At 32.2% G+C, this 13,603-nt stretch carries 13 protein-coding genes; 5 read left to right on the forward strand and 8 right to left on the reverse strand.

Going from position 1 to position 13,603, the window contains the following annotated elements:
* Positions 1-5 precede the first annotated feature (5 nt).
* A complete protein-coding gene (locus tag O9267_RS03880) occupies positions 6-947 on the reverse strand; it encodes a hydrogen peroxide-inducible genes activator (RefSeq protein ID WP_298176194.1) in 942 nt (313 codons plus the stop codon).
* Between the two features lie 163 nt (positions 948-1,110).
* Between O9267_RS03880 and O9267_RS03885 the strand changes: the two genes are divergently transcribed.
* From O9267_RS03885 to can, 5 genes are all read left to right on the forward strand, one after another.
* Positions 1,111-1,398 (forward strand): hypothetical protein, encoded by a 288-nt coding sequence (locus tag O9267_RS03885; protein WP_298176196.1) that lies wholly within the window; start codon positions 1,111-1,113, stop codon positions 1,396-1,398.
* 66 nt (positions 1,399-1,464) lie between these two features.
* Entirely contained in the window at positions 1,465-3,246 is a 1,782-nt protein-coding gene (locus O9267_RS03890; protein WP_298176198.1) for a SulP family inorganic anion transporter, read from the forward strand.
* An 11-nt stretch (positions 3,247-3,257) separates the two neighbouring features.
* Positions 3,258-3,929: a DUF2490 domain-containing protein gene (locus O9267_RS03895; protein WP_298176200.1), complete on the forward strand. Its 672-nt coding sequence runs from the start codon at positions 3,258-3,260 to the stop codon at positions 3,927-3,929.
* A 25-nt stretch (positions 3,930-3,954) separates the two neighbouring features.
* On the forward strand, positions 3,955-4,599 hold the full coding sequence (locus O9267_RS03900) for a carbonic anhydrase family protein (RefSeq protein ID WP_298176201.1): 645 nt from the start codon (positions 3,955-3,957) through the stop codon (positions 4,597-4,599).
* An 81-nt stretch (positions 4,600-4,680) separates the two neighbouring features.
* Positions 4,681-5,322: a carbonate dehydratase gene (can, locus tag O9267_RS03905; protein ID WP_298176203.1), complete on the forward strand. Its 642-nt coding sequence runs from the start codon at positions 4,681-4,683 to the stop codon at positions 5,320-5,322.
* On the opposite strand, the gene O9267_RS03910 is transcribed toward can, so the two are convergent.
* The 7 genes from O9267_RS03910 to O9267_RS03940 all read right to left on the reverse strand — a co-directional run bounded on the left by O9267_RS03910 (position 5,319) and on the right by O9267_RS03940 (position 13,587).
* A complete protein-coding gene (locus tag O9267_RS03910) occupies positions 5,319-6,512 on the reverse strand; it encodes an LETM1-related biofilm-associated protein (RefSeq protein WP_298176205.1) in 1,194 nt (397 codons plus the stop codon). The genes can and O9267_RS03910 overlap by 4 nt on opposite strands.
* A gap of 51 nt (positions 6,513-6,563) precedes the next feature.
* Positions 6,564-7,133, reverse strand: a complete 570-nt coding sequence (locus O9267_RS03915) for a YdeI/OmpD-associated family protein (protein ID WP_298176207.1) — start codon at positions 7,131-7,133, stop codon at positions 6,564-6,566.
* A gap of 125 nt (positions 7,134-7,258) precedes the next feature.
* Positions 7,259-9,049, reverse strand: coding sequence for an acyl-CoA dehydrogenase family protein (locus tag O9267_RS03920; protein ID WP_298176210.1), 1,791 nt, complete (start codon positions 9,047-9,049; stop codon positions 7,259-7,261).
* A gap of 40 nt (positions 9,050-9,089) precedes the next feature.
* Entirely contained in the window at positions 9,090-9,494 is a 405-nt protein-coding gene (locus tag O9267_RS03925; protein WP_298176213.1) for a four helix bundle protein, read from the reverse strand.
* 71 nt (positions 9,495-9,565) lie between these two features.
* A complete protein-coding gene (locus O9267_RS03930) occupies positions 9,566-10,747 on the reverse strand; it encodes an acetyl-CoA C-acyltransferase (protein WP_298176216.1) in 1,182 nt (393 codons plus the stop codon).
* A gap of 54 nt (positions 10,748-10,801) precedes the next feature.
* Positions 10,802-11,155 (reverse strand): four helix bundle protein, encoded by a 354-nt coding sequence (locus tag O9267_RS03935; RefSeq protein ID WP_169524909.1) that lies wholly within the window; start codon positions 11,153-11,155, stop codon positions 10,802-10,804.
* A 41-nt stretch (positions 11,156-11,196) separates the two neighbouring features.
* Complete coding sequence (locus tag O9267_RS03940) at positions 11,197-13,587, reverse strand: 3-hydroxyacyl-CoA dehydrogenase/enoyl-CoA hydratase family protein (RefSeq protein WP_298176223.1); 2,391 nt, start codon at positions 13,585-13,587, stop codon at positions 11,197-11,199.
* Between the last annotated feature and the right edge of the window lie 16 nt (positions 13,588-13,603).

Consider the following 13,603-nt stretch of genomic DNA (forward strand, 5'->3'; position numbering starts at 1 on the left):
TTTTTTTATTTGCCTGATTTTGGACTTATTATCTGAACATTATTAAAAACGATTGCACCTTTTATAACACCAGCAATAGTAGTTCGTAAGGCATCAATAATGTGAATTTTTAATTCGTTTTTTGGATAAATCAAACTCACTTCTCTTGCAGGTTTTGGTTCTTTAAAATGGCGAAGTTTGTTCATATCTTTTTCTTTCAGTTCTAAAGTATGCAAGTAGGGTAGTAATGTTGTCCCTAAACCTTCATCGGCTAACTTTATAAGTGTTTCAAAACTTCCGCTTTCTAGTTGAAAATGATTGTGATCTAGATTGTTGCTGTTTTTGCAAAGATTTAAAACATTATCTCTAAAACAATGTCCGTCTTGCAAAAGCAAAATTTCATCCAAATTCAAGTCGCTAATTTCTATTTCTTTTTTACTAAAAGTTGCATGGTTCTCAGGAATATAGGCTACAAATGGCTCGTAGTACAAAACGATTTCCTTAATTTTTTCTTCATGCAAAGGTGTAGCAGCAATTGCAGCATCAAGATGACCGTTATTTAATTTGAAAATAATATCATCGGTATGAAGTTCTTCAATTTTTAATTTCACTTTTGGATATTTCTTAATGAAATTATTCAAAAACATGGGCAATAGAGTAGGTGTAATTGTCGGAATGATACCTAATCTAAATTCACCACCAATGAATCCTTTTTGTTGATCTACAATATCTTGAATTCTATCGGCTTCATTAACGATATTTTTGGATTGATTTACAATCTTCTGACCAATTTCGGTTAATTGAATTGGTTTTTTTGATCTATCAAAAAGCTGAACATCTAATTCTTCTTCTACTTTTTGAATTTGCATGCTCAATGTAGGTTGTGTAACAAAGCATTTTTCGGCTGCTAGTGTAAAATTTTTGTATTCGGCTACTGCCAAAACGTATTTAAGCTGTGTAATTGTCATTGCATAATAAAATTTGATGCAAATATAAAAACTATAAGATTAATTTATACTATCATTTTTTTATTTATTAAAATGAAATAATCAATAATAAGCCTTTTTTATTTATTTGTTAAATTTTTTACAATACCTTACATTTATCTTTTTGAAAAGCTATTTTTGCAATATGAAATTAGTAGCAAGAATTTTACTGGTTCTTTTTATTACTTTTCTTTCAACACCTACAGTGGTAACGTTGATTGAAAAGAATACTGATATTTCATTATTTTATAGTTTTGCAGAAGAAGAAATTCACAAAGACTTAAAAGAAATTAAAGCTGACTTTAAACAACAATTTGATTATCCTTTTTTGGATGCTAAAATCAAGTTGAACTCTAAAATTGTTTCTGAAAACTTGTCAAGTCACGACAATGTTTCTGAAGAAATATTCTCACCACCACCAGAATTGGTTTAATACATCTCGACTTTTCGTTTTCAAATTGTTTGAAAGCTACTTTATGTATTAAATTAATTTATTGGTATGACAAAAAAAATCAACCTTTTTGCTAACCTTAAATCTGATTTTGCTTCAGGTTTAGTGGTTTTTTTGGTGGCATTGCCGCTTTGTTTAGGAATTGCGATGGCAAGTGGTGCTCCTTTGTTTTCTGGAATTATTTCTGGTATTATTGGTGGTATCGTTGTTGGGTATTTAAGCCAATCTCACTTGAGTGTTTCTGGTCCAGCTGCAGGATTAACTGCAATAGTTCTAACTTCTATTACCGATTTAGGAGCTTTCAATATTTTTTTATTAGCTGTTGTATTAGCGGGTTTAATTCAATTAGTATTAGGATTCTTAAAAGCGGGTTCAATATCTAATTATTTTCCAAATAATGTTATTGAAGGAATGCTTGCGGGTATTGGTGTTATTATATTATTAAAGCAAATTCCTCATGCTTTTGGATATGATGCCGATTATGAAGGCGACATGTCTTTTAATCAGGCTGACAATCAAAATACATTTTCTGAAATATTGAACATGGTTGATAAAGTAAATTTTGGTGCTGTAATTATTACATTAGTATCTTTATTAATTTTAATAATATGGCCAAAAATTGAATTATTCAAAAAAATTAAAGTTGTGCCACCTGCATTAGTTGCGGTTATTGTGAGTATTTTAATCAATGAATTTTTTATTCAATCGGGTTCAAGTTTACAAGTGTTAAAAGAGCATTTAGTTAGTTTGCCTGTTCCACAATCTGTTGATGATTTTAAAGCAATAATTGTATTTCCTGATTTTTCTCAATTTGCAAATCCTAAAGTATGGATTGTTGCAATGACAATTGCAATTGTTGCATCTATTGAAACTTTATTATGTATTGAAGCTTCTGACAGAATGGACGCTCAAAAAAGATATACTAATACTAATGTTGAGTTAAAAGCTCAAGGTATTGGTAATCTAATAAGTGGTCTTTTAGGTGGTTTACCAATGACTTCTGTTGTAGTAAGAACTACAGCAAATAATGCAGCTGGTGCAAAATCTAAAATGTCAACAATTATTCACGGAATATTATTGTTAGTTAGTGTTTTATCAATACCTTTTTTATTGAATAAAATTCCACTTGCAACACTTGCAGCGGTTTTATTAATGATTGGTTATAAATTAGCTGTACCAAATATCAAACATTTTGCTAAATACATGCCTAGTGCAATGAATGTTATGGTAGCAATTATAGTTGGACTTTTGATAGCTGTTAAAAATTCAGATAATTTATATTTAAAAGTTGCATTAGGTGTTGCAGTTATTGCACTCATAATTTACATCTATTTCAAAGCTAAAAATGACAGAGAATTTGCAGTTAAAATTAATCGTAACCAATATTTATATTTTCCGTTTTTTGCTACCATAATTGCAGTAGTTTTCACTGATTTGCTAAAAGGAGTTGCGTTAGGTATGATCATTAGTGTGTATTTTGTTTTAAAAGGCAATATGCAACGTGCGTATGTTTATAGAAATGGTGAATATAAAGATGGTGATGTCATTCATATTGATTTAGCAGAAGAAGTTTCGTTTTTGAATAAAGCGGCAATTAAACAAACATTAACAAACATTCCAGAAAATTCTAATGTAATAATTGATGCATCTAAAACAGTTTATATCGATTATGATGTATTAACATTAATTAAAGAATTCAAAAAAGCACATTCTAAAACCGAAAACATTAAAGTTAAATTAGTAGGTTTCAAAAAAGTTTACAATATCCAAGAAACTGGAGAAGAAGATAAACATGTTTTTGTTGAAGCAAAAGATAAACCGGTTAAATAGTTAATAAAATAATGACTAATCTAGTTAGATTCTATTTAATTGTGTGCATTAGTTTCACAAGTATTTCATTTGCTCAAAAGTCTGAAGTAGGAAATTGGTTAATCTATTTTGGAAATCAAGCTATAAACAAAAAATGGAATTGGCATAACGAAGTTCAATATCGAAGTTTTAACTTTATTGATGATACCAATCAATTGCTTTTAAGAACTGGAATTGGTTATAATTTGTCAGAAAACAATAATAACCTTTTGTTAGGCTACGGATTCATCAATACACAACGTTATGTTGCAAATTCTGATGAGAAAGATAGTTTTAACGAGCATCGTATTTATCAGCAGTTTATTACACGCCAAAATTTTGGAAGAGTTTATTTGCAACATCGTTATCGATTAGAAGAACGATTTCTTCCGGATGATTTTCAATTGCGTTTTCGTTATTTCTTAGCTTTAAATTTGCCATTAAATAAAAAAACAATGGAAAAAGATGCAATTTATTTATCAGCCTATAATGAAATGTTTATTAATACCGAAAGTCCAATTTTTGATCGCAATCGATTATACGGTGCTTTAGGATATGTAATAAACAAAAACTTTAAAGTTGAAGCCGGATTTATGGCTCAAACTTTAGAAAAAACAAATCGCAATCAATTTCAAATTGTGATTTTTAATAATTTACCCTTTTAATAAAAATTAAATAAAAAAATATATAATGAAAGCACATAACAAAGAAACCCAAGCAAATATGACTCCAAAAAAAGCGTTGGAGTTTTTAAAAGAAGGAAACACAAGATTTATGAGCAATTTAAAAGCTCATAGAGATTTATTAGAACAAGTTAATGATACTCGTGATGGGCAATGGCCATTTGCTACGATTTTAAGTTGTATTGATAGTAGAACATCAGCCGAATTAATTTTTGACCAAGGTTTAGGTGATGTTTTTTCGGTAAGAATTGCTGGAAATATTGTGAATACTGATATTCTAGGAAGTATGGAATTTGCTTGTAAAGTAGCTGGTTCTAAACTTATTGTAGTGCTTGGACATAGTAAATGTGGAGCTGTAAAAGGTGCTTGCGACCATGTTGAAATGGGTAATTTAACTGAGTTATTATCAAAAATTCAACCAGCAATTTATCAAGAAAAGACAACAACCACTGATAGAAGTTCAAAAAACTCAGAATTTGTAGAAAATGTTGCCGAGATTAATGTAAAACGAAACGTTAAAAGTATTTTAGACCGTAGTGATATTTTAAAACAAATGGTTGAAAATGGAGAAATAGGTATTGTAGGAGCAATGCATAATCTTGAAACAGGAGAAGTTGCTTTTTATGAAGATGCATCTTTTATTAAAGGTTAAGTTTAATTAATTATTTATTCAAAACCATTAATCAATTAAAGATTAATGGTTTTTTTATATTTACATTTGAAAAAAAAATAAATGAGTCAATTCTACAAGCAACTTTTAGAGAATAATAAAAAATGGGTTGAGAGTCAATTGGCTCTTGATAAAGATTTTTTTAAGGATTTAGCAAAAGGTCAAAATCCACAATTATTATGGATTGGCTGTTCCGATAGTCGTGTTCCTGCTAACGAAATTGTAGGCGGAAAACCTGGTGATGTTTTTGTTCACAGAAATATTGCTAATATGGTGGTTCATAGTGATATGAATATGCTAAGCGTTTTAGATTATGCAGTAAATGTTTTGAAAGTAAAGCATGTTATTGTTTGCGGACATTATGGTTGTGGTGGTGTAAAAGCCGCTATGGAAAATAATTCTATTGGAATCATTGATAATTGGATTCGCCATATAAAAGACGTTTATCGTTTGCACAAAACAGAGTTAGATGCGGTTGTTGATGAAAAGGAAAGATTTAATAGATTCGTTGAAACAAATGTTCGTGAACAAGTTTTAGATTTGGCAAAAACATCTATAGTTCAATCGGCTTGGCAAAAAGGGCAACAGCTTAGTTTACACGGATGGGTTTATGGTTTAAATAATGGTTATGTAACTGATTTAAATGTGAATTTCAGCAGCAATAAAGATTTAGATGAAGTACACCAGTTATATTTTGATATTTAATCCTCCAAATTCTCATTAAAAGCTGAAGGCAATAATTGCGGAATAAATTTTATCAAAATAGGCAGTAATAATCCGCCACCAGGAAGTAAAAAAATAGTTAAAGACGGAATGCTTTTGCAAATGTCTAGTAGTTGTTTTTTTACTTTCTTTTTTTCTTCTGAACTCAAATCTTTTTGAGTTGATTTGGCTAGAAGTTTCATTAATTCCTTACTTTCTGAGATTTCTTTAGTCAATCGTTTTTGATTTCTTTTTATCAAAACCTGAACGCCAGTAGTAGTTTGATCGTAAAAATGCTTTACCGGATTGGAATAATTAAAATACTGAATTTCTTTTTTATGAAAAGTTATAAATTCATTAGTTGCATGAATACTTTCTGTTACAAATTCTTCAGAAATTGACATGACATCTGCTAATTTATGAAGGAAATAAATTTCTTCATTTTCAACTTTTCCATCGTTCCAGAGTGTTATTCCTGCTAAGTCGAGAAGATAATATTTTTCTAAATTATTGGTAAAATAATCCAAAGGCAATTCTTCAAGATTCTGAATATTTACTTTTGAAAATTTGGTATATCGAACAGATGCTTCAAAAAGTTTGATTAGCAAATCATCATGTTGCGATTTGACTGTTTTAATTTTTAACGAAAGTGAAACAATACTCATAATCGTTTCTTCCATTCGTTTTAAATATTTTTCTGGAATTTCACCTTTTTGTAGATATTGCTGAAACGCCAAAACATCGACAAATAGCAAGGCATTAGTAACAATATGCGAAAAGTTTTTGCTGATAATATCTTTGTTAGTTTGAACGCGTTCATTAATCAAAGTTTCCAATTTGGAGCTTGTCGAAGACGAAATAAATTTTCGGATAAAATCAAAATTTGAAGGTGTCATTTCTTTGTAAAAATCCACTGTTTTTTTGATAAAATCATTTGAATTGGTTTCTTTTTTATAAAATTGATATACATCATAAAGTGATGTCAATAAGGCAACTTTAGAAATTTCATCCGATTTCCATTGCGAAATATCAATTGTTTGCTTAGAATGTATCGAAATGATGTGTCCGTAGATAAAACCTGTTTCTCGAATACTTTTGTAAAGCAATAAATCATCAACTGAGGTCTCGTCGAACATTGTTTTTTGTTCAACAAAATACTTATCAATCCAACCGTTTGCTGATGGGTTTATCATTTCTTACTTTTGAAATGCAAAGCTATGTAAATTTAGGAAAGTGGAAGAATTTTAGGGTCTCGATTTTATGTTTTTCTCACAAAGTCGAATTATTTCTGTAATTCTTGAGTTGCGCGTTTCTTCGCGTTTGGCTTGGTTAAGCCAATACAAATAACTTTTTCGGTAAGATGGACTAAAGTTCTGATAATTATCGAAGGCAGTTTTATTATTCTGAAAAGCAAATTCTAAGTCTTTTGGTAGTTCCAAATTTTCAACAGCATCTAGTGATTCCCATGAACCATTTTTTTTGGCTATTTCAATTTTTCTCAAACCACTTTCGTGTAGCAAGTTTTCAGCTAGGAGTTTTTCGATATAAGTTTTATTTAGTTTACTCCAAACACTTTTGTCTTTTCTGGGCGTAAACATTTGCTTACGTCGTTCGTCATCAATTTTTTTGACTGTTGAATCTATCCAACCATAACAAATGGCAACTTGAACGGCTTCTTCCCAACGCATGCTTTCAAATTCACTTTTTACTCGATAAAACAACAAGTAAATACCTTTGGAAGAATGATGGTTATTGTGCAACCATTCTCGCCATTCTTGCGCATTTTTAAAATAAAGTTCTAGTTTTTCTTCCATTGGATATATGTAAAAATGACTATTTTTCTGCTGATTTTACAATTTTCAAATCTACTAAAATAATGCTAATTAAAAAGCCACTCAATTTCTCAAGTGGCTTTTTTAACAAATCAAATTAACCAAAATTAAAAGCAATAACTATTTTCGGCTACTAATTTTGCAGTGATTGTTTCTCTCAATCCTACAATATTAGGCATGTTGGTATATTTTGTAAAACGTCTTAATCCCATTAACATCATACGTTGTTCGTCGCCTTCTGCAAAAGAAATGATGCTCTCTTTTCCTCTAGAAGCTACTATATCAACGGCTTTGTATAAGTATAATTCAGCCATTGCAACTTGTTCTTTAACAGCTTCTTGACCTTTTGATTTTACTAATTTTTCAGTTCTTAAAATGGTGCTTTCAGCCATGTAAATTTCAATTAACATATCAGCTGCCGCCATTAATAGTTGTTGGTGTGCATCTAAATCCATTCCGTATTTTTGAACAGCTGCTCCAGCTACCATTAGGAATGCTTTTTTCAACTTGCCAACCATTTCTTTTTCTTCTGAAAATAATTCAGAATAATCTGGTGTGTCAAATGATGGAATTCCCATTAATTCTTCTTGAACTTTCATCGCTGGTCCAAGTAAATCAACGTGACCTTTCATCGCTTTTTTGATTAACATTCCAACCGATAACATTCTGTTGATTTCGTTCGTTCCTTCATAAATACGAGCAATACGAGCGTCTCTCCAAGCACTTTCCATTGGTGTATCTTCTGAGAATCCCATTCCACCATAAATTTGAATTCCTTCATCTGCACAGTTTTGAACATCTTCAGAAACGGCTACTTTAAGGATTGAACATTCGATAGCAAATTCTTCAACTCCTTTTAATTCAGCTTCTTGATGACTTGCACCTTCAGCTTCACGAAGTTTGATTCTGTTTTCAATATCTTTTGCTGCACGATAAGTAGCACTTTCTCCAGCATAAGCTGAAGTTGCCATTTCGGCTAATTTGTAACGAATAGCTCCAAATGATGAAATAGGTGTGTTAAACTGAACTCTTTCGTTTGCGTAGTTAACTGCATTTGAAGTCACACGACGTTGAGCATCTAAACAAGCTGCTGCTAATTTGATACGTCCAACATTTAAAGCGTTCATTGCAATTTTGAAACCTTCGCCACGAGCAGCTAACATATTTCCAACTGGAACTTTAGTATCAGCAAAGAAAACCTGACGAGTAGAAGAGGCACGAATTCCTAATTTATGTTCTTCTTCACCCATTGAAATTCCATTGCTCGGATCATTTTCAACGATGAAACCAGTAATGTTTTTATCATCTTCTATTCGAGCGAAAACAATGAAAACCGAACAGAAACCTGCATTAGAAATCCACATTTTTTGTCCTGTGATTTTATAATGCGTTCCATCTTCTGATAAAACTGCTTTCGTTTTCCCTGAATTCGCATCCGATCCTGCACCTGGTTCTGTTAAGCAATAAGCTCCGAACCATTCACCAGAAGCTAATTTTGGTACGTATTTTTGTTTTTGTTCTTCGGTTCCGTATAATGTAATTGGCATAGTTCCAATTCCGGTATGCGCACCAAAAGCTGTAGAAAACGAACCTGTTGCTCCTGAAATATAATCACAAACTAAACAAGTATCTACAAATCCCATTCCCATTCCGCCATAATTTTCTGGAACGGCAACGCTCAAAAAGCCCATTTCACCTGCTTTACGCATGGTTTCTTCTGTAAATGCATAATCTTTATGCTCAAAGCGGTCTTTGTTTGGCCAAATTTCTTTATCAACGAATTCTTTAACAGAATCACGCATCATGATTTGCTCTTCCGAGAAATCTTCTGGTGTGAAAACGTCTTCACACTTTGTTTCTTTAACTAGGAATTGTCCTCCTCTGGTTATATCGCTCATTTTTTTATATTTTATTTAGTTTAATAGTTATTTTATTTTTTTAGAAAATAGAAAATAGAGAATAGAAAATAGACGGGATTATTGAGAAGATACTTTTCTTTAATCCATTTTGGAACGACATTGTCATTCTTTGAAATTCTTCTATTTTCTTTTCTAATTTTATGAAGGTTTCTTCATCAATATATTTTCTATGTTTTGCAACAATTAATTGTGTTATTAATTCAAAAGATGAGCCTAAAGCAATATCAACAAAATGACTAAACGATTTGTCTGTTCTAGATGAACCTTCAGCAATATTACTTGGAATAGAAACAGAACAACGGCTCATTTGAGAACTTAAATCATATCTTTCATGTTTTGGAAACTCTAATAAAATATCAGAAATATCATTTGCAATTTCAATTCCTAATTGCCATACTTTCAAATTTTTATAATTATGTCTCATCTTTTTAAGAAATATTAAGTGTTAAGGAAAAAGTCTATTTTCTATATTCTATTTTCTATATTTCTTTTTTATTACAACAACTCGTATATTCCAGCAGAACCTTGTCCAGTTCCAACACACATACTCACAATTCCGTATTTAGATTTTCTTAATCGCATTTCGTCAAATAATTGAACCGATAGTTTGGCTCCTGTACAACCTAGTGGATGTCCAAGTGCAATCGCACCACCGTTTACGTTTACGATATCAGGATTTAAATTTAATTCGCGAGTTACTGCTAATGCTTGTGATGCAAATGCTTCATTTAATTCAATTAAATCAATATCATTTAATGTTAAACCTGCTTGTTTTAGTGCTTTTGGAATTGCTTTTACTGGACCAATTCCCATGATTCTTGGTTCAACACCTGCTGATGCAAAATTTACTAATCTTGCAATAGGAGTTACACCTAATTCTTTTACCATTTCTTCGCTCATGATAAGTACAAATGCCGCACCATCACTCATCTGTGAAGAGTTTCCAGCAGTTACGGAACCATCAGCTGCAAATACAGGTTTTAGTTTTCCTAAAGCGGCAATATTTGTGTCGGCTCTTGGACCTTCATCTTTATTTACTACGTAAGATTTGGTTTCTTTTTTACCATTTTCATTGATGAACGTTTGCTCTACAGTAATTGGAACAATTTGTTTATCAAATTTGCCTTCAGCTTGAGCTTTTAAAGCTTTTTGATGCGAATTGTAAGCAAACTCATCTTGATCTTCACGAGAAACGTTGAATTGTTTAGCAACTGCTTCAGCCGTTAAACCCATTCCCCAATAGTAATCTTCGTGACCTTCTTTTGCTACAGCGTAATCAGGTGTTGGTTTATAACCACCCATTGGGATAAAACTCATACTCTCAGCTCCACCGGCAATGATACAATCAGCCATTCCACTTTGGATTTTTGCTGTTGCCATTCCGATAGTTTCTAATCCAGAGGCACAATATCTATTTACTGTTACACCTGGAACGTCTGTAACTTTTAATCCCATTAAGGAAATTAAACGACCAACATTTAAACCTTGCTCAGCTTCTGGCATTGCGTTTCCAACCATTACGTCGTCAATTCGTTTTTTATCAAAATCTGGAAACTGTGCCATCATGTGTTCGATGGTTTCTGCTGCTAATTCGTCAGGACGTTTGAAACGAAAAACTCCTTTTGGCGCTTTTCCAACTGCTGTACGAAATCCGGATACTATATATGCTGTTTTCATATTTTATTGTATTAAGATTGGAGTATTAAGTATTAAGACTAACCAATCGTTATATTATACTTTTAATGTTTTTTGAAAAGAGAAATTCATATTTGAAACTTCTACTAATTTGTTAATTATAGGCTGTATTATTTCTTCTGATATTAGTTTTAACCTTTTTGCTAGTATTAGTTGAGTTATTAATTCAAAAGTAGAACCATTAGCTATTCCTAAAAATTGGATAAATTCTTTATTATGATTTCTACCAGAACCTTCAGCTATGTTAGAAGGAATTGAAACAGCACATTTTTTAATTTGATGTATTAAATTGAATTTTTCATCATCAGGTAAAAGCAAAGAAATTTCATAAACTTCAACAGCTATATCCATTGCTTTTTGCCAGATTTTTAGTTTTTCAAAATTGTGCATACTTTTTTAAGGTCTTAATACTTAATACTTCAGTCTTAATACTAATTTCTCAACGGTTTCCCTTTAGTTAACATAAACTGAATTCGCTCAAGAGTTTTTCTTTCGGTACACAAACTCAAGAAAGCTTCACGTTCGATGTCTAATAAATATTGTTCACTTACCAATGTTGGTTCAGACAAATCACCTCCAGCCATTACATACGCTAATTTATTGGCAATTTTCAAATCGTGTTCAGAGATGTATTTTCCGGCTACCATTTGGTTTGTTCCTACTAAGAACATTCCTAATGCTTGTTTACCTAACACTTTGATGTCGGTTCTTTTAACTGGTTGTGTGTAACCTTGGTCAGCCATTTGTAATGCTACTTGTTTAGCAACTGCAATTTGACGGTCTTTGTTTACCACAACGATGTCTTTTCCTTTTTGTAAAATTCCCAAGTCGAATGCTTCATAAGCTGAAGTTGCAACTTTTGCCATTCCGATAGTTAGGAAGTTTTCTTGAAGAACATTCAATTCCACATCATTTTTGCGGAACAAATCGGCTGCGCGAACTGCCATTTCTTTAGAACCACCACCGCCTGGAATTACACCAACTCCAAATTCTACCAAACCAATATATGTTTCAGCAGCGGCAACAACTTTATCAGCGTGCATACTCATTTCGCATCCACCACCAAGTGTCATTCCGTGAGGCGCAACGATTACTGGAATAGAGGAGTAGCGAACTCTCATCATTGTGTCTTGGAACATTTTGATAGCCATATTCAATTCGTCGTATTCTTGCTCGACTGCCATCATGAAAATCATTCCAATGTTAGCTCCAACAGAGAAATTAGTTCCTTGATTTCCAATTACTAATCCTTTATAATCTTTTTCAGCTAAATCAATTGCTTTGTTGATTGCGGTTAAAACGCCACCACCAATGGTATTCATTTTAGAGTGGAATTCTAAGTTCAAAATTCCGTCGCCTAAATCGATTACTGAAGCATCTGAGTTACCCCAAACTTTATGACTTTCTCTGATATTATCTAAAATAATGAAAGCATCTTGACCTGGTTTTTCTTCTTGAGATTTTGATGGAATGTTGTAGAAACACGTTTTACCATTTTTAACAGAGTAAAATGATTTATTTCCTGAAATCAACATATCAGTTACCCAAGCAGCTGGTTTGTAACCTTCCGCTTCCATGATTGCAATGGCTTTTTCTACACCAATAGCATCCCAAATTTCGAATGGTCCGTTTTCCCAACCGAAACCAGCTTTCATTGCGTCGTCGATTTTGTAGAATTCGTCAGTGATTTCTGGAACTCTGTTAGAACAGTAAGCAAACATTGCAGAGAAATTTTTTCTATAGAAATCTCCAGCTTTGTCTTTTCCTTTTACTAAAACTTTGAATCTATCAATTGGTTTGTCAATTGTTTTAGTTAATTCTAAAGTTGCGAACGATGTTTTTTTAGCTGCTCTATATTCTAAAGTATCTAAATCTAATGATAAAATTTCTTTACCTTCTTTTTTATAAAATCCTTGTCCTGTTTTGCTTCCTAGCCATTTGTTTTCCATCATTTTGTTGATGAAATCAGGTAGTTTGAACAAGTTGTGTGCTTCGTCATTCGGACAATTGTCATAAATTCCGTTAGCTACGTGAACTAAAGTATCTAAACCAACTACGTCAACCGTTCTGAAAGTAGCCGATTTTGGACGACCAATAACTGGACCTGTTAATTTATCAACTTCTTCAATGGTTAATCCCATTTCTTTCACTTGATGGAACAAACTTTGGATTCCGAAGATTCCGATTCTATTTCCTATAAAAGCTGGAGTGTCTTTGGCAATAACAGAGGTTTTTCCTAAGAATTTTGAGCCGTATTCAAATAAGAAATCCAATACTTCTTGAGAGGTTTTTGGACCTGGAATGATTTCGAATAATTTCAAATAACGTGCAGGATTGAAGAAATGCGTTCCACAGAAATGTGCTTGAAAATCATCGCTTCTTCCTTCACTCATAAAGTTAATTGGAATACCTGATGTATTTGAAGTTACCAAAGTTCCTGGTTTACGGAATTTGTCGATTTGTTCAAACACCAATTTCTTGATGTCTAAACGTTCCACCACTACTTCGATAATCCAATCGCAAGTTGCAATTTTGGACATATCATCAGTCGCGTTTCCTGTTGTAATTCGGCTAGCAAATTTCTGACTGTAAATAGGCGATGGGTTACTTTTTAAAGCATTTGCTAAATGGTCATTTACCACACGATTACGAACGACTTTACTTTCTAAAGTTAGTCCTTTCTTTTCCTCAATTTCGGTTAGTGCGTTTGGCACAATGTCTAAAAGGAGTACTTCCAAACCGATGTTAGCAAAATGACAAGCAATTCCTGAACCCATGATTCCAGAACCTACAACTGCCACTTTTTTAATTGTTCGTTTCATTTTTTATTAGATGAAA

The sequence above is a fragment of the Flavobacterium sp. genome (assembly GCF_027531705.1).
In the GTDB taxonomy this organism is placed as follows: domain Bacteria; phylum Bacteroidota; class Bacteroidia; order Flavobacteriales; family Flavobacteriaceae; genus Flavobacterium.